This window comes from Glutamicibacter sp. B1 (assembly GCF_039602135.1).
Classification (GTDB): Bacteria; Actinomycetota; Actinomycetes; order Actinomycetales; family Micrococcaceae; genus Glutamicibacter; species Glutamicibacter ectropisis.
The window spans coordinates 2,939,734-2,958,111 of record NZ_CP125942.1; the positions used below are offsets into that span (position 1 = coordinate 2,939,734).

16 protein-coding genes are annotated in these 18,378 nt (G+C 56.4%); 6 read left to right on the plus strand and 10 right to left on the minus strand.

Annotation, left to right across the window (positions count from 1 at the left end; translation table 11 throughout):
- Positions 1-35 precede the first annotated feature (35 nt).
- The 5 genes from QMQ05_RS13815 to QMQ05_RS13835 form a co-directional block, all read right to left on the minus strand.
- Positions 36-1,115 carry an ABC transporter ATP-binding protein gene (locus QMQ05_RS13815; RefSeq protein ID WP_345470900.1) on the minus strand — a complete coding sequence of 360 codons (1,080 nt, stop codon included), beginning with the start codon at positions 1,113-1,115 and terminating at the stop codon, positions 36-38.
- On the minus strand, positions 1,115-2,176 hold the full coding sequence (locus QMQ05_RS13820) for an ABC transporter ATP-binding protein (protein WP_345470902.1): 1,062 nt from the start codon (positions 2,174-2,176) through the stop codon (positions 1,115-1,117). Before QMQ05_RS13820 ends, QMQ05_RS13815 begins: the two co-directional genes overlap by 1 nt.
- Positions 2,176-3,165 carry an ABC transporter permease gene (locus QMQ05_RS13825; protein ID WP_345470904.1) on the minus strand — a complete coding sequence of 330 codons (990 nt, stop codon included), beginning with the start codon at positions 3,163-3,165 and terminating at the stop codon, positions 2,176-2,178. Before QMQ05_RS13825 ends, QMQ05_RS13820 begins: the two co-directional genes overlap by 1 nt.
- A 2-nt stretch (positions 3,166-3,167) precedes the next feature.
- Positions 3,168-4,166 (minus strand): ABC transporter permease, encoded by a 999-nt coding sequence (locus tag QMQ05_RS13830; RefSeq protein WP_345470906.1) that lies wholly within the window; start codon positions 4,164-4,166, stop codon positions 3,168-3,170.
- Between the two features lie 65 nt (positions 4,167-4,231).
- Positions 4,232-5,806 (minus strand): ABC transporter substrate-binding protein, encoded by a 1,575-nt coding sequence (locus QMQ05_RS13835; RefSeq protein WP_345470908.1) that lies wholly within the window; start codon positions 5,804-5,806, stop codon positions 4,232-4,234.
- Positions 5,807-6,080: 274 nt separating this feature from the next.
- Between QMQ05_RS13835 and QMQ05_RS13840 the strand changes: the two genes are divergently transcribed.
- The 3 genes from QMQ05_RS13840 (at position 6,081) to QMQ05_RS13850 (ending at position 9,150) form a co-directional block, all read left to right on the plus strand.
- Positions 6,081-7,073 carry a 2-hydroxyacid dehydrogenase gene (locus QMQ05_RS13840; protein WP_345470910.1) on the plus strand — a complete coding sequence of 331 codons (993 nt, stop codon included), beginning with the start codon at positions 6,081-6,083 and terminating at the stop codon, positions 7,071-7,073.
- Positions 7,074-7,259: 186 nt separating this feature from the next.
- Positions 7,260-8,393 (plus strand): L-talarate/galactarate dehydratase, encoded by a 1,134-nt coding sequence (locus QMQ05_RS13845; RefSeq protein WP_058256414.1) that lies wholly within the window; start codon positions 7,260-7,262, stop codon positions 8,391-8,393.
- A 70-nt stretch (positions 8,394-8,463) separates the two neighbouring features.
- Positions 8,464-9,150: a FadR/GntR family transcriptional regulator gene (locus QMQ05_RS13850; protein ID WP_334121470.1), complete on the plus strand. Its 687-nt coding sequence runs from the start codon at positions 8,464-8,466 to the stop codon at positions 9,148-9,150.
- 109 nt (positions 9,151-9,259) lie between these two features.
- Here QMQ05_RS13850 and QMQ05_RS13855 read toward each other — a convergent pair whose 3' ends face one another.
- The 5 genes from QMQ05_RS13855 to QMQ05_RS13875 form a co-directional block, all read right to left on the minus strand.
- The gene (locus tag QMQ05_RS13855) at positions 9,260-10,618 is read right to left on the minus strand and encodes a gluconate:H+ symporter (protein ID WP_345470914.1); all 1,359 of its coding nucleotides are present in this window, start codon (positions 10,616-10,618) and stop codon (positions 9,260-9,262) included.
- A 428-nt stretch (positions 10,619-11,046) separates the two neighbouring features.
- Positions 11,047-11,439 carry a universal stress protein gene (locus QMQ05_RS13860; RefSeq protein ID WP_345470916.1) on the minus strand — a complete coding sequence of 131 codons (393 nt, stop codon included), beginning with the start codon at positions 11,437-11,439 and terminating at the stop codon, positions 11,047-11,049.
- Positions 11,436-12,971 (minus strand): tripartite tricarboxylate transporter permease, encoded by a 1,536-nt coding sequence (locus QMQ05_RS13865; RefSeq protein WP_345470918.1) that lies wholly within the window; start codon positions 12,969-12,971, stop codon positions 11,436-11,438. The genes QMQ05_RS13860 and QMQ05_RS13865 overlap by 4 nt, the downstream gene beginning before the upstream one ends.
- Before the next feature lie 21 nt (positions 12,972-12,992).
- A complete protein-coding gene (locus QMQ05_RS13870) occupies positions 12,993-13,565 on the minus strand; it encodes a tripartite tricarboxylate transporter TctB family protein (RefSeq protein WP_058256419.1) in 573 nt (190 codons plus the stop codon).
- A 51-nt stretch (positions 13,566-13,616) separates the two neighbouring features.
- The gene (locus QMQ05_RS13875; RefSeq protein WP_345474760.1) at positions 13,617-14,618 is read right to left on the minus strand and encodes a tripartite tricarboxylate transporter substrate binding protein; all 1,002 of its coding nucleotides are present in this window, start codon (positions 14,616-14,618) and stop codon (positions 13,617-13,619) included.
- 150 nt (positions 14,619-14,768) lie between these two features.
- Here QMQ05_RS13875 and QMQ05_RS13880 point away from each other — a divergent pair, with 150 nt between their 5' ends.
- From QMQ05_RS13880 to QMQ05_RS13890, 3 genes are all read left to right on the plus strand, one after another.
- The gene (locus QMQ05_RS13880; protein WP_345470920.1) at positions 14,769-15,668 is read left to right on the plus strand and encodes a LysR family transcriptional regulator; all 900 of its coding nucleotides are present in this window, start codon (positions 14,769-14,771) and stop codon (positions 15,666-15,668) included.
- 132 nt (positions 15,669-15,800) lie between these two features.
- The gene (kdgD, locus tag QMQ05_RS13885) at positions 15,801-16,739 is read left to right on the plus strand and encodes a 5-dehydro-4-deoxyglucarate dehydratase (protein WP_345470922.1); all 939 of its coding nucleotides are present in this window, start codon (positions 15,801-15,803) and stop codon (positions 16,737-16,739) included.
- Between the two features lie 36 nt (positions 16,740-16,775).
- Positions 16,776-18,377: an aldehyde dehydrogenase (NADP(+)) gene (locus tag QMQ05_RS13890; protein WP_345470924.1), complete on the plus strand. Its 1,602-nt coding sequence runs from the start codon at positions 16,776-16,778 to the stop codon at positions 18,375-18,377.
- The last annotated feature ends 1 nt before the right edge of the window (position 18,378 follow it).

Below are 18,378 nucleotides of genomic sequence, written 5' to 3' on the forward strand. Positions count from 1 at the left end.
AAACAGATAACTCTCACTCCGGTCCCTAACGTGTTCTAGGCACTCACCGCCAAACCAGCTTCGGCAGCCGATTCCACTGGAAAATGACATTCAGCGATCTGCTGCTCTTCACTGACACCCATCGCCGGCATGCCCAGAGAGATCTTGCCATCGGCTTCTCGCACACGGCTTTCCGGACGTTCAACGGAACAAATCGACTCAGCCTTCCAACACCGGGTTCGGAAGCGGCAACCCGAAGGCGGATCTAGCGGAGAGGGCAATTCACCTTGCAGAACAATGCGCTTCGCTGGTCGCAACGCCGGGTCCAGCTTGGGCGAAGCAGACATCAGCGAGGCCGTGTAAGGATGCAACGGAGAATCAAAGACCTGCTGCGTCGTACCCGTTTCGATAATGCGCCCCAAATACATCACGGCCACCCGGTCAGTGACATGGCGGACCACCGACAAATCATGGGAAATGAAGATATAGCTGACACCGAGTTGCTGTTGAAGATCATTGAGCAGATTTAATACCTGCGCCTGGACCGAAAGATCCAATGCAGAGACCGGCTCATCCAAAATAATCAAATCCGGCCCCAAGGCAAGAGCCCGAGCAATGCCAATACGCTGACGCTGTCCACCGGAGAATTCTTGCGGCGACTTATCGGCATCGGTAATGCGCAGTCCGACCAGTTCCAGCAGCTCATTTAGCCGCTGCTTGCGGGCAGCCTTGGTGGGATACAAATCCTTGTGCGTAGCAAAGGGTTCGGTAATGATTTGCCCTGCCGTCATCCGGGCATTGAGCGAAGCAAAAGGATCCTGAAAAACCATCTGCACCCGACGGCGCCAGTCCCGCAACGACTTGCCGCGTAGGGCAAAGGGGTCCTGTCCATCAAAGCGGACCGTTCCGCCATCGGGTTGCTCGAGCATCATCAGCGTCCTAGCCAGTGTGGACTTACCGCAACCGGATTCACCCACCAGCCCCAGAGTTTCGCCGCGTTTAACACTCAGGTTGATCCCGTCCAGGGCCTTGAGCTCGCGGGTTCCGGAAGCACCTGAAGCAACATGGAATGTTTTGGCCAAGTCCTGAACTTCAAGGACAGTTCGTTCAGACATGGCCTGCGTCTGGATACTCATCAGCGTGCGTCCTCTCCGAGAGCTGGGTCGTCATTAGGCTTCATCTCTGCCACTTGCTGCGAAAAGTGGCAGGCCGAGCGTTGTCCCGGACCGGTTTCGCGCAACTCTGGGCGCTGTTCACGGCATATCGCCGCCGCCAGTGGGCAGCGATCTTGGTAGACGCAGCCTGAAGGAATTTTGCTCAGCTCCGGTGGGCTACCCGGAATGGAAGTCAGTCCCTGGCCACGGTGCGCATCGGTGGGTACCGAGGACAGCAGCCCCTTGGTATATGGGTGTGTTGGCTGGGCAAAAACTCGCTGGACGCTACCTTGCTCCACCACATTGCCGGCGTACATCACGCACACGTCGTCAGCTTCTTCGGCGACGACTGCCAAGTCGTGGGTAATAAGCACTACGGCCATCTGCTCTTCACTGCGCAGCTTACGCAAAAGCTGCATGATCTGAGCCTGCACCGTGACGTCAAGTGCCGTGGTCGGTTCATCAGCAATCAGCAGTTTAGGGCTCAATGCCACGGCCATAGCGATCAGAATTCGTTGACGCATACCCCCAGAGAACTGATGTGGGTAAGAGTTCACACGGGTTTCCGGTTCCGGAATTCCCACCCGTCGCATCAGCTCGATGGCTTCAGCTTTGGCTTGCTTCTTACTTGCCCCTCGATGAATTCGGAAGGCCTCACCGAGCTGGGTTCTGATGGTGTAGACCGGGTTCAGGGCAGCTAGCGCATCTTGGAAAACAATGCCCAACCCTTCACCGGCAACGGCACGACGCCGTTTGCCGTTCATGGAGAACAGGTCCTGCGCATCCAGATAGGCCTTGCCACCGGCAACGGATGCCACCGGATCAAGCAAGCCAGCAATGGCCTTTGCGGTCATCGATTTTCCGCACCCCGACTCCCCCAGCAGGGCCAGGGTCTTGCCTCGGCGAGCGCTGAACCCCACGTTACTAACGACTCGTACAGTTCCCTTAGGAGTGCGGATATCAACATCTAGGCCTTGGACCTGTAGTACTGCCTCGTCCTTTGCTTGCTCTTTGGCCACTGGTTCTAACATTTCGGTCATCATTAGTCGTTGCCTTTCTTGACCTGCATTTTGGCCGCCTGGCGGGTAGCTTTCTCAAAGGCCTTGGTGCTTTTGCGATCCAATTCCAGTCGCCAACGCTGAGCAGGATCGGTGGCAATGCGCATCCATGCTGCCAACACATTGGCGGCCACCGCGGTGAGCACAATCGCCAGGCCTGGAAGGATGGATAGCCCCCACGCGGTCTGCAGGTATTGACGTCCTTGAGCGACCATCAAGCCCCAGGAAACATCCGGTGGCTGGATACCAATGCCCAGGAAGGACAGCGAGGATTCTGCCAGCATCACAAAACAAAATTCGAGCGTGGCCAGGGTCAACAGGGTGGGCGTGACCACGGGGATCACATGCCGCAAGATAATCGAGTTGGGCTTGGTACCGAAGGTTCGGGCAGCGTCAACGAAGGTGCGTGACTGCAATTCTGCAGACTCTGCCCTCGCGGTACGCAGGTAGATGGGGATGCGGGTAATGGCCAGAATGAGCACGATATTGGCTGCCGATGGGTTGAACACAAACAGCACGACCACTGCCAGAAGTAGTGAAGGGAAGGACATGATGATGTCCGCGATCCGCATTGACACTGCTTCGCGCCGGCCGCGGTGGTATCCAGCCCAAACACCCCACAAGGATCCGAGGATCAAGGCCACCAACACTGCTGGTACGGCCACCAAGAGGGTGGTTTGGGTAGCAACCACCATGCGGGCGAGTACCGAACGACCCAAGGAGTCTGACCCTAGGAAGTAGAGCCACCCATTGGCGGGATCAAAGGGGGCCTTGTTCATGAACATCAGGTCCTGCGCGGTGGCGCGATCCCCCATCAGTGCCGGTCCAAAGATCGCGGTGAGCACCACCAACGTCAAGAAGATGGCAGCAACGGTAGCAAAGCGGTCGCGTAGCAGCATGGTCAACATCGAAACTCGGCTGTCACTGCGCTTCTTGCCCTTTGTCAGTTGTGTGGCTTGTTTAAGTGTTGCCATGTCTAGTTCCCCCTTAAGCTTTCGGTCGTGGCCATGCTGGCACCAACGAGTTGAGGCGTGCGTGGATCTGATCCTTGGGTGGGTCCTTGGGCGGCCCGAGCCTTACGCCGTTTACGGGCACCGGCACTTGGCCGCACTCGTGGGTCCAGTAGTGCGTAGCCCAGATCGATCAGGATGTTCAGGATGAAGATTGCTACCGCGGTGAGCAGCACACAGGCCTGAAGCACGGCGAAATCTCGTTGCATGATGGAGTCGATCATGAGCTTGCCAATGCCGGGCCAACCGAAGATTGTCTCCACAACCACTGCACCGTTGACCAGGCCAACGGTCAGGTCGCCGGCCACGGTCAAACCTGGCGCTGCAGCATTGCGCAGGGCGTGCTGACCAATGACCCGGTACTCGGTGGCTCCCTTGGAACGAGCCAGCTTGATGTACGGCTCGGAGAGGGCTGAAACCATGGCTCCACGAATCACCTGAACCAGCGTGCCGAAGGGCCTCATCACCAAGGTGGCTACCGGAAGGAACCAGGCGGCCGCACCGACCACACCGGATGTTGGAACCCAGCCCAAGGTGATCGCGAAAACCCAGATGCCCACGATGGCCAGCCAGAAATCCGGAATGGAAGCAGCGGTCATGGAGATGAAGGAACTGCACCGATCCAAGATTCCATTGGGCTTCATGGCTGCCACTGAGCCAACAACTACGGCCAGCAAGATGGCAATGATCATCGTCGTAGCGGCCAGTTGCAAGGTTGCCGGGAAGGCACGTAGGGCCATGGTGGCCGCGTCTTCTCCGGTACGCATGGAGGTGCCAAAATCTAGCCGGAAGATCCCACCAAAGTATTGGGCCATCTGCACCAAGATCGGCTGGTCCAGCCCGTTGCGTGCCGCAAATTCCTCACGCATGGTGTCGGTGGCATTCAACGGTAGGTAGAGTGCCGCCGGGTTACCGGTCATGCGGGCCAAGGCAAAGACGCCGATGATGACCACAACTAGCGGCAACGCGGAGGCGGTTATCCTTTTTCGCAAATAGGTAAGCATGATGCTGTACTTTCAGTTGGCGTTGATTACTTGGCCACGGTGACGTCGGCGAGGCGTAGTTCATCGCCGCTGGAGGAATTTGGCTCGTAAGATACTGCCTTGGAAATGCCGAGCATGCCGGTTTGGTGGGCAATATGCGCAAACTGCACCACTTCGTCATTCTGGTACTTGAAGACCTTTTCAAAGGCAGCCTGACGATCATCTCCGGTGGCGGCGTCAGCCTCTTCAATGAGCTTGTCCAGTTCCGGGGTACCGAAGGCCGACTGGGCGCCCTTGCTGGTCATGTACTGGTCCACGGTAAATGCTGCGTCACCGGCCTGGTTACCGTGCTGAGTCATCAGCATGATCGCCCCGTCCTCATTGGTAGGGAACGGACGAACCTGGTAGGTCAAGTGCTGGCTGGTTTCGAGCATCTTCAGGTTCACGGTCAGTCCGGCCTGAGTCAGCTGTTCCTGGATCACCTGAGCCAGTTCTTGAATCTTGGGGAACTGGGCGGTGCGTACGACGAAGTTGATCGGTGCCGAAACATCAGTGCCGGCAGCCTTGGCTTCGGCAACGAGATCCTTAGCCTTTTGTGGATCGTACTCCCAAGCCGGAAGGTCATCACTGTGTCCCACGACGCCGGCGGGAACCAGCTGGGCGGCCACCGTATCGCGTCCACCATAGAGTGAAGCGACGATGGATTCCTTGTCGATCGCGTAGTTCACGGCACGGCGGATACGAATGTCGTCAAAGGGCGCGGTGTCCGCATGCATGCGCAGGGCCACGGTTTCGTTATTCGGGTAGGAGACCCCAAAGTCACCAATGTTGTCTTCTGGGCTCAGGCCGGTGGCAATATCCGCTTCGCCTGAGGTGATCATGGCAGCGCGCACGCTTCCTTCGGAGCGCCACTGGTAGGTGGCCTTTTTGAATTCTGGCGCATCTCCCCAATAGTCGGCGAAGGCGCTGGCGTTGATGCTTTGGCCGGCTTGCCATTCATCGAGCTTGTAGGGGCCGGTGCCAATGGGTTCGCGGACCTTTTCGGTGGTTGAGGTTTCTTCTGGAACCACTTCAAGGAAGGACAGGCGCAGTGGAAGAATCGGGTCTTTCTTAGCTGCGGTGACTTCCACGGTGTAGTCATCGACTTCCTTGAGCTTCAGGTCATCGTCGCCGAAGACGTAGCCTTCAACGTTGCAGCCGAGTTTGGAGTTGACGGCGCGGTCGATGGTGGCCACGGCATCTGCTGCGGTGAAGTCGGATCCGTCATGGAACTTAACGCCTTCACGTAGCTTGAGCGTCCAGGTTTGATCGTCCTTGCTGGACCATTCGGTGGCTAGCTTGGGTTCCAGTTCGCCACTGGTTGGATTTCTTTCGATCAATGGTTCGGTGATGGTCGAACGGATGACGACGCCGGTGCTGGTCAGGTTGGATTCGCAGGCTTCCAAGGTTGGTGGTTCCTGTTGGAGCACCACCCGCAGGGTGTCGCTGGGAGCTGAAGATCCCCCGGAGGCACTCTCTTGAGAATTGGCGACCGAACAACCGGACAGGGCGGTGGTGCCCAAGAGTGCTGAGGCGGCCAGGGCCAATGGGAGGCGGCGGGAGCGAGTGCTTCGATTGTTCATTGTGATTCCTTCGCGACGGTGCGATGTGCAGTGTGGATCAAGCGGGAAATCCGCAAAAGTTCGTATCCACAGCCTTGACCGGGCTTTGAGTTGGGTCAAGGACTTGCCCGTCCGTGACAACCGTCCGCGAGGCGCACTTCGTCATTACCTCTCAGTAGCAAAAGTGTGACTTACGCTACATTCCGCGCCTCATTGATCATCCATGCTTCAAGGGCATTGATTCATCTAATTTGCGTGTTGGACGTGAATTGATCACGCTCCCTACGATGCAGGTATGCCGACATATACCAGCGCTCAAGCGCGAGAACAGAGCACCCCGATCACCGGCGAACAGATCCTCCGAGTTGGCCCGGTAAACCCGACCGTAGCCGAGAGTCTTAAGTCTGAATTTGCCAGCCTCGTTCTCCCGGACTCAGGGCCAGAACGCGAGGCCCTAATTGCTTCCCATGGCCAGAATATTCGTGTGGCCGTTTGCTCCGGGCGCATCGGAGTGGATAGTGAACTCATGGCTCAGCTGCCAAATCTGGAAGCCATCATTAACTTCGGTGTTGGCTACGACGCTACGGATACCAAGCAAGCCTCCGAACGCGGAATTGTCGTAAGCAATACTCCTGACGTGCTCAACGACTGCGTTGCCGATACCGCCCTGGGCCTTTACCTATCTACTTTGCGTAGCCTCGGCGCCGCCGAACGTTTTGTCCGTAGCGGCTCATGGGCTGCCGGCCAAAACTTCCCACTAGCTACTCGTGCCAGCGGTAAAAAAGTTGGAATCCTCGGCCTGGGACGAATCGGCCAAGCCATCGCCACCCGTTTAGAAGCGTTTGGGTGTGAAATCCACTATCACAACCGAAACCAGAAACCCGGCGTCAACTACCAGTACCACTCATCTGCAGTGGACCTGGCAGCCGAAACCGACGTGCTGATCGTCGCCGCCGCCGGCGGGCCACAGTCGGCCAAGCTAGTCAATCAAGAGGTCCTGGCAGCCGTCGGCCCGCAAGGATTTGTCATCAACATCGCCCGTGGCACCGTCATTGATGAGCAGACGCTTGTTGAAGCACTGCGTTCCGGTGGCATTGCCGGTGCTGGATTAGATGTCTTCGAAAAGGAACCACATATCCCTGCGGAACTCTTAGAGCTAGATAACGTCGTTCTCTTGCCACACCTGGGTAGCGGCACCCATGAAACCCGCGCCGACATGGCCTCGTTGACACTGAACAACCTGCGCACCTATCTGGAGAAGCGCGAGTTAATCACCCCCATTTCCTAGCTATTTAATTCATTAGCCACGCCCCGCTTTGCCTGCCGAGTACAGGTCAGGCGGGGCGCTTTCTTGCTCGCGAAAAGCTGGTGAAAAACGTTGCAAAATACTCCTCAAAAATCACTTGTGAGATAAGTTGATAACTTATACGATAAGTTCAGAAGTTATCCACCTCACCCCGGGAGCACGCTTTCCATGACTTACACTCCAGACGCCATCCGCCACGTCAAGCTCTCCACCGCACGCTTACCACTGGCCACCCCAATCTCAGATGCCAAGGTCTTCACCGGCCGCCAAAAACCAATGACCGAGGTTGTTTTCCTGTTCGCAGAAATCACCACGGAGCAGGGCTTCGAAGGCATGGGTTTCTCCTACTCCAAGCGAGCAGGTGGACCAGCCCAGTACGCACATGCCAAGGAAGTTGCCGAAACGATGATCGGCGAAGACCCTAACGACATTGCCAAGCTCTACACCAAGCTGCTTTGGGCCGGCGCTTCCGTGGGTCGTTCCGGTGTAGCAACACAGGCATTGGCCGCCCTCGACATTGCGCTCTACGACTTGAAGTCCAAGCGCGCTGGCCTACCACTGGCCAAATTCTTGGGCTCGCACCGCGATTCGGTGCGTACCTACAACACCTCGGGCGGATTCCTCAACGCCTCCATCGAAGAGGTTAAGGAACGCGCCAGCCAGTCCATTGAAGAAGGCATTGGCGGCATCAAGATCAAGGTCGGCCTGCCCGATAGCGCAGAAGACCTGCGCCGCGTCGCAGCAGTGCGCGAACACATCGGCAATGACGTACCACTGATGGTTGATGCCAACCAGCAGTGGGATCGCGCGACCGCACTACGCATGGGCCGCAAGCTGGAACAGTTTGATCTGGTTTGGATCGAAGAACCACTGGACGCCTACGACGCAGAAGGTCACGCAGCCCTCGCCGCCGCCTTGGATACGCCCATTGCCACCGGTGAAATGCTTGCTTCCGTTGCAGAACACGAACGACTGATCGCCGCACGCGCCTGCGACATCATTCAGCCAGATGCCCCACGCGTTGGTGGCATCACCCAGTTCCTGCGCCTGGCCACCCTTGCAGATCAGGCTGGACTGGATCTGGCTCCGCACTTCGCAATGGAAATCCACCTGCACCTGGCAGCCACCTACCCACGTGAACCTTGGGTAGAGCACTTTGACTGGCTGGACCCACTGTTCAACGAACGACTGGAAACCAAGGAAGGTCGCATGATCGTTCCAGATCGTCCAGGTTTGGGCTTCACCTTCAGCGACCAAGCACGTGCTTGGACCACCGAGACCGTGGAATTCGGCCGCGCATAACTATATGACTAACCGGCTCCGGTGCCCGCATCACGCGGACACCGGAGCTTATGCTTTAAGGATGCAGTCCATGAAACCGAATTTGGCTTCTTCGTTAGTTGACCACCTGCGTGAACGAATCAGCTCCGGAGATATTGCCGCTGGCGAAAAACTGCCGAGCGAAAATACACTGATCGCCTCCCACGGTGTTTCGCGCACCGTAGTCCGTGAGGCCATCACGCGCCTACAGGCCGAAGGACTGATTTACACTCGCCGGGGCGCTGGCAGTTTCGCGCTCACCCCTCCCCCTGAAGCAACGCCTGAATCGCAGACTCACATCCCACGCACCTTAGAGGAACGGCGTCAGCTGATCGAGTACCGCTTGGGATTTGAAACAGAAGCTGCAGCCAGCGCAGCACTCAGGGCTACCGAAGCAGATCTGAACGCCATGGATGCAGCACTTGAGGGCTTCGAAGCTTCATTGGGCAATGCGTCGGTGAGTATGAGCTGCGACTTTGAATTTCATTTAGCGGTGGCTCGTGCCACCGGTAACCCGTACTTCAGCCAGGCAGTCCAGAATTTCGGCCCGGCCATGATTGCCATGCCTCGGCGGCGAATGGATTCAGCTGACTCTGTTTCTTCAGGAAGGCTTGATGCCGTGGCTGCGGAGCATCGCGCCATCCACGAAGCTATCGCCGCCCAAAACCCGCAGCTGGCTTCTGCTGCCATGAGAATCCACCTATCCAATTCGATGAAACGACTGCAGGCCGAAGCCTAACGCTTCAGTTTTTCTGAACGCCTCATAGTCTCCCTGGCAGTTCACCAACAGCAGTGAGCCCCGAACGGATTTCCGTTCGGGGCTCACTGCTTTTTACTTCTTTTCTTATTTAGGAAATGAACTGGCTCAGGAGCAAAACTCCGAGCAGCCCGATCACCGCCAGTGTGGTCGTATAGGTGGTGCGCACGGCTAATGCCTGACCGACGTTGAGGTTGAAGTACTCTTTGAACATCCAGAAGCCAGGATCGTTGACGTGGCTGAAGGCGATCGAGCCACAAGCGGTGGCCAGAACCATCAGTTCTGGAGACGCACCGGTCGCGGCGACCAGAGGGGCCGCGATACCTGCGGCGGTTGATACCGCTACGGTGGCTGAGCCCAAAGCAATACGCAGGATCACTGCGATCAGCCAGGCAAGGATCAGCGGGCTAAGGTTCCAACCAGAGGTTGTCTGCGCGATGTAGTCAGCGATACCAGCCGATACGAGCACCTGCTTGAACGCACCACCTGCACCGATCACTAAGAGGATCATGGCCATCGCACGAGCCGCTTCGCTCATCGACTTGGCAACCTGGTTCATGGTTCGGTTGCTCATCGGACCAAAAGCGATGATGGCGACAATCAAGGCAATCAGCAGTGCGATTTCTGCCGAGCCGAGCAATTCCAAGAGATTATTTACCGGTTCACTGAGCTGCAACGTCATGCGAGCCACTTCAGAACCAGCGATGAGCACGATCGGTAGTAGCGCAACGATGAAGGACATCGCTGTGGATGGCAGTTCTTCGTCCTTGAATTCTTTTTCCGCCAAGAGACCTGTTGGCATCTGAGGGTTCATCTTGCGCACGAATGCTAGTCGGGGCCAGACCATCGCAATGGCTACACCGGCAGGGATTGCGATGAGCAGGCCGTAGGCCAGTGTGAGACCCACCGAAGCGTTGTAGAGACCTGCTACTGCCGTGGGGCCCGGATGTGGTGGCAGGAAGGAGTGCATGGTGGACAGCGAGATCGACATTGGCAGGCCGACCCACAACAGGTTGACCTTGGTGGCACGAACCAGGGTGAAGGCCACCGGAACCAGAATCACGAAGGCAACTTCGTAGAACATGGTGACACCAATGAGCATGGCGGAGATGACCATGGCCCACTGCACACCTCGTTCGCCAAAGACGGAGAGGATCTTCTTGGCGATACGCTGGGCGGCCCCAGCATCGCCCATGACACGGCCAATCATTGCGCCTAGGCCAATGACGATAGCGGTACCGCCCAGTTGCCCACCGAGCCCATCAGCGATGATGTCTGGGATGTCTGCAATACCAGCCGGTTGCCCATCGATAGTCAGCGAGTTTGTGGCCACGGCCCAGAAAGCAACGAGAGTAGCGACAAGAATGAGGGAGATAAAGCCGTTGAGTTTGAACCTCATCATGAGGATCAGCAGCACAACGACAGCCAGCGCAACGATGAGCAATGGCATAGGTGGCTCCAATCGGGTGGACGGTCAGAAGAAAAGTTGTAGGGGCACCGAATAGGCTGCGAAGGCAATTCATAAAAGTGAACTGGCGCATAGCTCTTTGTGCCAGCAATCACGTTAGTGAGTTCAATCCATCCCGTCCAAGACTCGAACCGCATTCATTGATACCCAGTCGGCATTAGTGCAACCTTCCACATCGTCCACCTAACCCCAAACTCCCGGAATCACGGGTTTCATCCCCCGCTGCAGAATCTACGGTTCGAATGAAACCAATGCTGACAGGGGTAAGTATTGTGATCAGGCTCACATGAATAGCTGACCTATTCTTATTGGACAGTGAAGTCTTTTTGACATGAAAGTAGGCCGTGGACCACTACCTTAAGTAGTGGTTCACGGCCTACAAAAACTGCTGGTCGGGTCAGGTGAATAGCTTAGGAAGCCTTCACCGCCAGCACCGGGTGTTCGGCCTGCAGCAAGATCCTCTGGGCTTGGGAGCCCATGATGAACTTCCCAACTTGAGAGCGCTGACGCAGACCAATCACAATCAACGAAACCTGATGCTCATCAGCTAGTCCGAGGAATTCTTCTGTCAGATCATCACGATAGGTAGATTCAATGACCTTAGCTTCAATTCCAGCTTTCAGGGCTGAGTCCAGTACACGCGCGAGATCTTCTTCTGAAGCTGTGTTTTTATCTACGAGAGAGCCCTCGCGAGAAGAGTTGACGATGAGCAGAGTCTCATCGCGCAGCTTTGCTTCGCTAATCGCTGCCGCGACGGCGGCTTCGCCAACACTTGAAGGAATGTATCCGACGATGATGCTCATGCGTTTTCCTTTAACTTTTCTTCGGTAACCGAGGCAGCGAGCGAGGAATTCTTTCGCTTATCAATGGCGCCTTTAACAATTGGCCACACGGCAACAACAATAAACAGAACGAGCAACGTCGCTGAAATTGGTCGAGTGAAGAATCCCATCGGGTCACCCTCGAGGACAAGCAACGAACGGCGAAGGTTTGATTCAAGCAAGCTGCCAAGGACGAAAGCTAGAACGAGCGGGCCAGGTTCGAATCCAAATTTTTTCATGAGGTAACCGATAGCGCCAAAGAACACCACCAGCAGTACGTCAAACATTGAATTTCGGATCGTGTACGCACCGAGCATGGTGATCAACGCGGTAATCGGTGCGAGGATCGCAGCACGTACGCGCAGGATCCTCACGAAGATGCCGATGAGCGGGATGGACATAATGAGCAAGAGAATATTGCCGATGTACATCGAGTTCACCACGCCCCAGAACAACTGCGGATCATTATTGATCAGCTGAGGTCCTGGTGTGACACCTTGAATGAGTAAGGCACCAAAGATGATGGCCATGGTGGCGTTGGCAGGGATGCCGAGCGTCAACAAGGGGATAAACGAGCTGGTCGCTGCCGCATTGTTTGCTGACTCTGGACCTGCCACGCCCTCGATGGCACCTTTGCCGAAGCGGGAGGGATCCTTCGCGGTCTTTTTCTCCATTGCGTAGGAGGCCAAGGAAGCGATGGTTGCGCCGCCACCTGGAAGAATGCCTAAGAAGAATCCGAGTACAGAGCCACGGCCTATGGCCCCGGAAGCTTCTTTAATGTCTTTGCCCTTAGGCCAAACATTCGAGACCTTCACCGGTGCAGTCGCCGCCCGGTGGCGTTCTTCAAGGTTATAAAGAATCTCGCCAACACCAAACAGGCCCATCGCAATCGGCACGAAGTCAATGCCATCAGCCAACGAGAGGTTGCCGAAGGTGAAACGCTCGGCCCCGGTGAAACCATCACGACCGATGGTCGCGAGGAACAAGCCCACCGCGGCAGCGATAATTGCCTTGATCTTGGTGCCGCCCGAAATGGTGGCCACCAGCAGAATGCCCAACATGGCCAAGGCCGTGTACTCCGGTGGGCCGAAGTCCAGTGCAAATCTAGCTACCAGAGGGGCTAGGAAGGTCAGTCCGATAATTGAGATCGTCGCACCAATGAAGGAGCCAATGGCAGCAATACCCAGTGCTGCACCGGCTCTGCCCTGTTTAGCCATGACGTAACCGTCAAAGACGGTCACCACCGAGCTGGCTTCACCGGGTAGTCGTAGAAGTACCGAAGTGATCGTTCCACCATATTGGGCGCCGTAGAAAATACCAGCCAACATGATGATCGCCGTGACGGGTTCAACCCCATAAGTCATCGGCAACAAGATGGCGATAGTTGCTGCTGGGCCCAAACCGGGCAGTACGCCAATGAGCATACCGACCGCGACGCCCAGCAGGCAGTACAAGAGATTAGTAGGATCCAAGACGACGTTAAAGCCGTCTAAGACCGGTCCAAAGAATTCCATGCGAATAAGCCTTTACGTGCTTTAGAAAAGTCGAGGGATCGTCGTGCCCAAAGCCGCGATAAAGATGGCGTAAAAGGCGAGAACGATCAAGATCGAATAGATCGTGGCTGATCTCCACCGCTCGCCACCAAGCCATCGCATCCAAACGAAGCACAGCAACAATGATGGGATTTCGAAACCGATCAGTGGCATTAGCACCACCATGAGCAGCAGCGTGCCGAATCCGATGGCGGCGTACCAGCTCAGCGCGCTGAACTTCTCGCCATCTTTGCCTCCGCGTCGACCAACAATGATCTGCGCGATGGCCATCACCGAAGCAATGAGCGAAATAATAAAGGGCCACATGCCTGCAGCTGGCTCGGCTGGACTACCCAGCCCAAGCCCGACCGATAGCACCATGCCTACGATGCCCAAGCCCAAAACCACCAGGGAGGAGACTAGGTTGGCAATCGGGCCAGCAGGTTCCGGTGATTCGGCTTCCCATTGCGCGGCTAGTTCTTCAGGCGTTAGCGCTTCTTCTGGCTCTATGGATTGATCGGTCTTTGCTTCAACAGCCTTGTCCTCGGCAGAGTGCCGCGCGTGTTTCGCGTCCATTAGTTTCATCCTGAGATTCTCGCTTTCGCGTTACGTAGCGGAGTTAGCCGATTACTTTCCGGTGAGCGAAATCCCGTGCTCTTCAGTCAACTTCTTGTAAGTCGCAGCCAGTTCTGTCCATTCTGAAACGACCTCTTCGCCGCTGATCTCATGGGCACTCAAAAGGTTCTTTTCGTTAAATGACTTGTAAGTGTCAGTCGCGGTGGCGTCCTTGATCGAAGCCACTAGCTTCTCTTTGACGTCATCGCTCAAACCCTTGGGAGCCGCAATGGCACGGTACTGGGACACCGGTACCTCATACCCGGATTCGATGGCGGTTGGAACATCTGGCAGGAACTCATTGCGTTCCTTGGAAAAGACAACGATGGGGGTGACGGCACCGGCATCAATCTGTGGTTTTGCCTCACCGAGCTGAACGGTGGATACCTGTACCTGATCACCCATCACGGCGGTCAAGGCCGGTGAACCAGAATCGAACGGAACAGTGGTGCCTTCGATATCAGCTTGGGCCAGTAGGAGTTCCTGAGCTAACTGCGAACCGGTCCCCACACCGGTCGTGCCAAAGGAAAGCTTTTTCTTGCTGTTTTTGATGTCATCAAGGTTTTTGACACCGGAGGCAGTGCTGGCGACCATCACGTAGTCATCCTGGGAGAGCCCCATCAGCACGTCGAGGTCATCAAGGGAAACCGCTTCGTCTTCCGAAACTGCCAATGGCGTGATGGTGATCAGGGAAGCATTCAGCAGGACTAGGTTCTGGCCATCTGGTTCCATGGCAGCAACCTCTTTGGTGGCCAGTGCACCATTGGCGCCTGGCTTGTTAACGACAGGCATGGAGGTGCCCAAGGAATCTGCCATCCCCTCGGCAGCAGCGCGTGCAATCAAATCCGTTGATCCGCCGGGGGCTTGACCCACGGTCATGGTCACTGGGCCGGAAGGGAAGCTTCCTGAATCTTTGCTTCCTGCGCCAACGTTTCCGCCACAGGCGGTTAGTGCCAGTGCGGCACCGGCTGCGGTTAACCCAAGCATCGTGCGACGAGTCATACGGTTCTTCATGATTTTCTCCTGCGAGTTCGAGTGAGTGTGACCCAGATCCATATCTCGCGTGAGATAAGTCACCTTGCTGGTCACGCATATAGCCTAGAAACTGGAAGTGATGCATGTCCAAGGCTGAATGTGCATGGAATGATTCCCGGAAGGTATTGAATGTTTACGCTGGACCAGGCTAGAAGCTTTGTTGCTGTGGCAGAAGAACTACATTTCGGTCGCGCGGCCGAAAGGTTGAACATGACTCAGCCGCCTTTGAGCCGCCAAATCCAGAAGCTAGAACGCACGGTGGGGGTTGAATTACTGGAGCGCGATAATCGTAGAGTCTCCCTCACGGTAGCTGGCCATGCCTTCTTGCAAGATGCCCGACGCTTAGTCATTGCCGCGGAACGCGCACCAGATAACGCTCGACGCATCGCCGCCGGACAGCTCGGCGAATTGCGCATTGGCTTTACTGCCGCTTCAGGGTTCAGCCTCCTTGGCCCATTGCTCGGTGAAATCTCCACGCAGATGCCGCAGGTGCACTTGGAGCTCGCGGAAATGGTCACCAGCGAACAGGTCGAGGCGTTGCTAGACGGAGACCTCGACCTCGGGCTGGCCCGCCCACCCTTTGATGATTCACTGTTCGAATCCACGTTGCTGTTTTCAGAAGGACTCGTTGCAGCGGTTCCCTCCGGTCACCGGCTTGCTCAGTCCAAGCACGAAATAACCTTTGAAGACTTACGCGATGAACACCTGATCATGCATTCACCCACCAAGGCACGCTACTTTTATGATCTTGTCGTCCGCCTGATCGATGTTGAGCATAAGAATGTACGCCATACCGTGAGCCAGATCTTGACGATGATTGCCTTAGTGTCAGCCGGCCGCGGAATCGCCTTTGTTCCAGAAAGCGCCAAGTTCCTGGGTGTTGCTGGCGTGAGCTATCTGCGCTTACCCGAGCTCCGCGAAGATCCAGTGCAACTGCATGCGATCTGGAGCAGGACATCAAAGAACCCTGCCTTAGATCGATTGATCAACATTGTCAGAGACAGTCTTCACGGCAATGATGCCGACTAGGTATCAAACAATACAAATATGGGCTTGGACAGGCATCACTGAGTGTTCCTACGCTGAGAGTAATAACTGATCAACACTCAATTCTTTTCCACTGTCCTCCGGACGTGAAAGACGAAGCAAAGGAAAACTCTCATGGCTCAGTACACCCCTGCAGAACTCGCCGATAAGCTCAAAGACGGCCTCCTCTCTTTCCCAGTCACCGCATTTGATGCAAACCTGGAAATCGATGAAGCTGCCTACCGCAAGCACCTGTCCTGGCAGTCAAGCTTCGACGTAGCAGGCCTGTTCGCAGCCGGCGGCACCGGCGAAGGCTTCACTCTCACCCCGGAAGAATCAGCCAAGGTAGTACGGATGGCTGTCGAAGAAGCCGGCTCCAACGTGCCAGTTCTTGCCTCGGCTGGTGGCTCCACCAAGCAAGCCATCCAGAACGCCAAGGACGCGGAAGCAGCTGGCGCTGAAGGTCTGCTGCTTTTGCCTCCTTACCTGACCGAATGTGATCAGGAAGGCCTGTACCAGCACGTTTCGGCCATCTGCGCATCCACCAAGACCGGTGTCATCGTCTACAACCGCGCCAACGCCATCTACGGTGCTGACACCGTGGCACGTCTGGCTGAAAACCACGAAAACTTCATCGGTTTCAAGGACGCACTGGGCGACATCGAACACCTAACCAAGGTGTACGCCAAGAACGGTGACCGCCTGTTCTACCTCGGTGGCCTACCTACCGCAGAAACTTTTGCCCTGCCACTACTGCAACTGGGCATGAGCACCTACTCCTCGGCGATGTACAACTTCGTTCCGGAATTTGCTCTAGATTTCTACAAGGACGTCCGTGCCCAGGACCGCGTGGCAGTGAACGAAAAGCTCAACCGCTTCGTCCTTCCTTACTTGGAAATTCGCGATCGCGTCAAGGGCTACGGTGTCTCCATCGTCAAGGGTGGCCTCAAGGCCATCGGCCGCGACTCCGGTTCGGTACGCCCACCATTGCAAGATCTGACCGAACAGGACCTGGCAGATCTGAGTGCACTGATCCAGAAGGCAGGCATCGTCCCTGCCGGAGCCGCACTCTAAACTGAACCGGCAATCATTCGAATCGCAAGGAGCACCATGACTACCAACACCGAGCAACTCACCGGGCAGTCGATTCTCGCTGGTGAACGAACCACAGGCACCGGCCGCACCGTGAATGGTTACAACCCTGCCACCAACGAGCCACTAGAACCGGGCTACAGCCTGATCGATACCGACCAGCTGAAAATTGCCACCACGGCAGCTGCCGAAGCTTTTGATTCCTTCCGTGCATTGGATCCAGAAAAGCACGCTGCTTTCCTGGAAGCTATCGCCGATAACATCGAGGCGGTAGGTGAAGAACTAGTTGAACGCGCCATGGTCGAAACCGGTCTACCCGCAGCACGCCTAAACGGCGAGCGCGGACGCACCACCGGCCAGCTGCGTCTCTTCGCGAAGGTGGTCCGCCAAGGTGACTTCCGTGGCGTTCGAATCGACCCGGCACTACCAGATCGCACTCCCCTGCCACGCGTAGATATTCGTCAGCGCAAGATTCCTCTGGGTCCGGTAGCAGTCTTTGGCGCTTCCAACTTCCCATTGGCGTTCTCCACGGCCGGTGGTGATACCGCTTCAGCGTTGGCTGCGGGTTGCCCGGTAGTGTTCAAGGCACACAATGCTCATCCTGGTACCAGTGAAATCGTTGGTCGTGCCATCACTCAGGCTGTCGCCGATGCCGGTCTTCACCCCGGTGTTTTCTCCCTGGTCTACGGCCCAGGCGCGTCCATCGGACAGGCCCTGGTAGCCGATCCAGCGATCAAGGCAGTTGGCTTCACCGGTTCTCGTTCCGGCGGTACCGCGCTGATGGCTACCGCGGCGGCACGACCAGAACCGATTCCGGTCTACGCCGAAATGAGCGCCATCAACCCGGTCATCTTCTTCGAAGGTGCCCTTGCCGAAGATCCAGAAGGCCACGCCAAGGCTTATCTGGGATCCGTCACCGGTTCCTCGGGCCAGCTTTGCACCGCGCCCGGTCTCGTCTTTGTCCCTTCCGGTGCCGCTGGGGATGCTTTTGCAAAGGCCATCGCTCCGGTTACCGCAACCAGCGTTGGACAAACTATGCTGACCGAAGGCATTTACACCGCGTGGAGTGAAGGCGTCGCTGCGCTGGAAAGCCAAGACGGTGTTGAACTGCTGGGTCGTGGCACACAGGGTGAGAGTGAAAATGCGCCGGCCCCTGCGATCTTTGCTTCGGGGGTTAAGCAACTGGTCAACAATCCGGTGCTTCAAGAAGAGATCTTTGGTGCCGCCTCCCTCGTGATTCGTTATAACAGCCCTGAAGAACTGTCTAACACCCTGTCCAAGTTGGAAGGTCAGCTCACTGCTACCTTGCAACTGAACGATTCGGATCATCAAGCAGCTGCCCAAGTACTCCCGATTTTGGAGACCAAAGCAGGACGTATCTTGATCAATGGTTGGCCAACCGGTGTTGAAGTTGGTGACGCCATGGTTCATGGTGGTCCGTTCCCTGCCACTTCTGCACCGCAAACCACTTCAGTGGGAACCCTGGCCATTGAACGATTCCTGCGCCCAGTGGCGTATCAGAACTTCCCCGAAGCTCTGCTGCCACAACCACTGGCTACCGATAACCCGTGGAAATTGAATCGTCGCGTGGATGGCACGCTGAAGCTTGCAGGAGAATAAC

Bases quoted from the DNA above. Each gene is read 5' to 3' on its own strand.
- QMQ05_RS13825 (WP_345470904.1), bottom strand. From the start codon at position 3,165: ATGGCAACACTTAAACAAGCCACACAACTGACAAAGGGCAAGAAGCGC.
- QMQ05_RS13870 (WP_058256419.1), bottom strand. From the start codon at position 13,565: ATGGACGCGAAACACGCGCGGCACTCTGCCGAGGACAAGGCTGTTGAA.
- QMQ05_RS13850 (WP_334121470.1), top strand. From the start codon at position 8,464: ATGAAACCGAATTTGGCTTCTTCGTTAGTTGACCACCTGCGTGAACGA.
- QMQ05_RS13840 (WP_345470910.1), top strand. From the start codon at position 6,081: ATGCCGACATATACCAGCGCTCAAGCGCGAGAACAGAGCACCCCGATC.
- QMQ05_RS13860 (WP_345470916.1), bottom strand. From the start codon at position 11,439: ATGAGCATCATCGTCGGATACATTCCTTCAAGTGTTGGCGAAGCCGCC.
- QMQ05_RS13835 (WP_345470908.1), bottom strand. From the start codon at position 5,806: ATGAACAATCGAAGCACTCGCTCCCGCCGCCTCCCATTGGCCCTGGCC.
- QMQ05_RS13855 (WP_345470914.1), bottom strand. From the start codon at position 10,618: ATGCCATTGCTCATCGTTGCGCTGGCTGTCGTTGTGCTGCTGATCCTC.
- QMQ05_RS13815 (WP_345470900.1), bottom strand. From the start codon at position 1,115: ATGAGTATCCAGACGCAGGCCATGTCTGAACGAACTGTCCTTGAAGTT.
- QMQ05_RS13890 (WP_345470924.1), top strand. From the start codon at position 16,776: ATGACTACCAACACCGAGCAACTCACCGGGCAGTCGATTCTCGCTGGT.
- QMQ05_RS13875 (WP_345474760.1), bottom strand. From the start codon at position 14,618: ATGAAGAACCGTATGACTCGTCGCACGATGCTTGGGTTAACCGCAGCC.
- QMQ05_RS13880 (WP_345470920.1), top strand. From the start codon at position 14,769: ATGTTTACGCTGGACCAGGCTAGAAGCTTTGTTGCTGTGGCAGAAGAA.
- QMQ05_RS13865 (WP_345470918.1), bottom strand. From the start codon at position 12,971: ATGGAATTCTTTGGACCGGTCTTAGACGGCTTTAACGTCGTCTTGGAT.
- QMQ05_RS13845 (WP_058256414.1), top strand. From the start codon at position 7,260: ATGACTTACACTCCAGACGCCATCCGCCACGTCAAGCTCTCCACCGCA.
- kdgD (WP_345470922.1), top strand. From the start codon at position 15,801: ATGGCTCAGTACACCCCTGCAGAACTCGCCGATAAGCTCAAAGACGGC.
- QMQ05_RS13820 (WP_345470902.1), bottom strand. From the start codon at position 2,176: ATGATGACCGAAATGTTAGAACCAGTGGCCAAAGAGCAAGCAAAGGAC.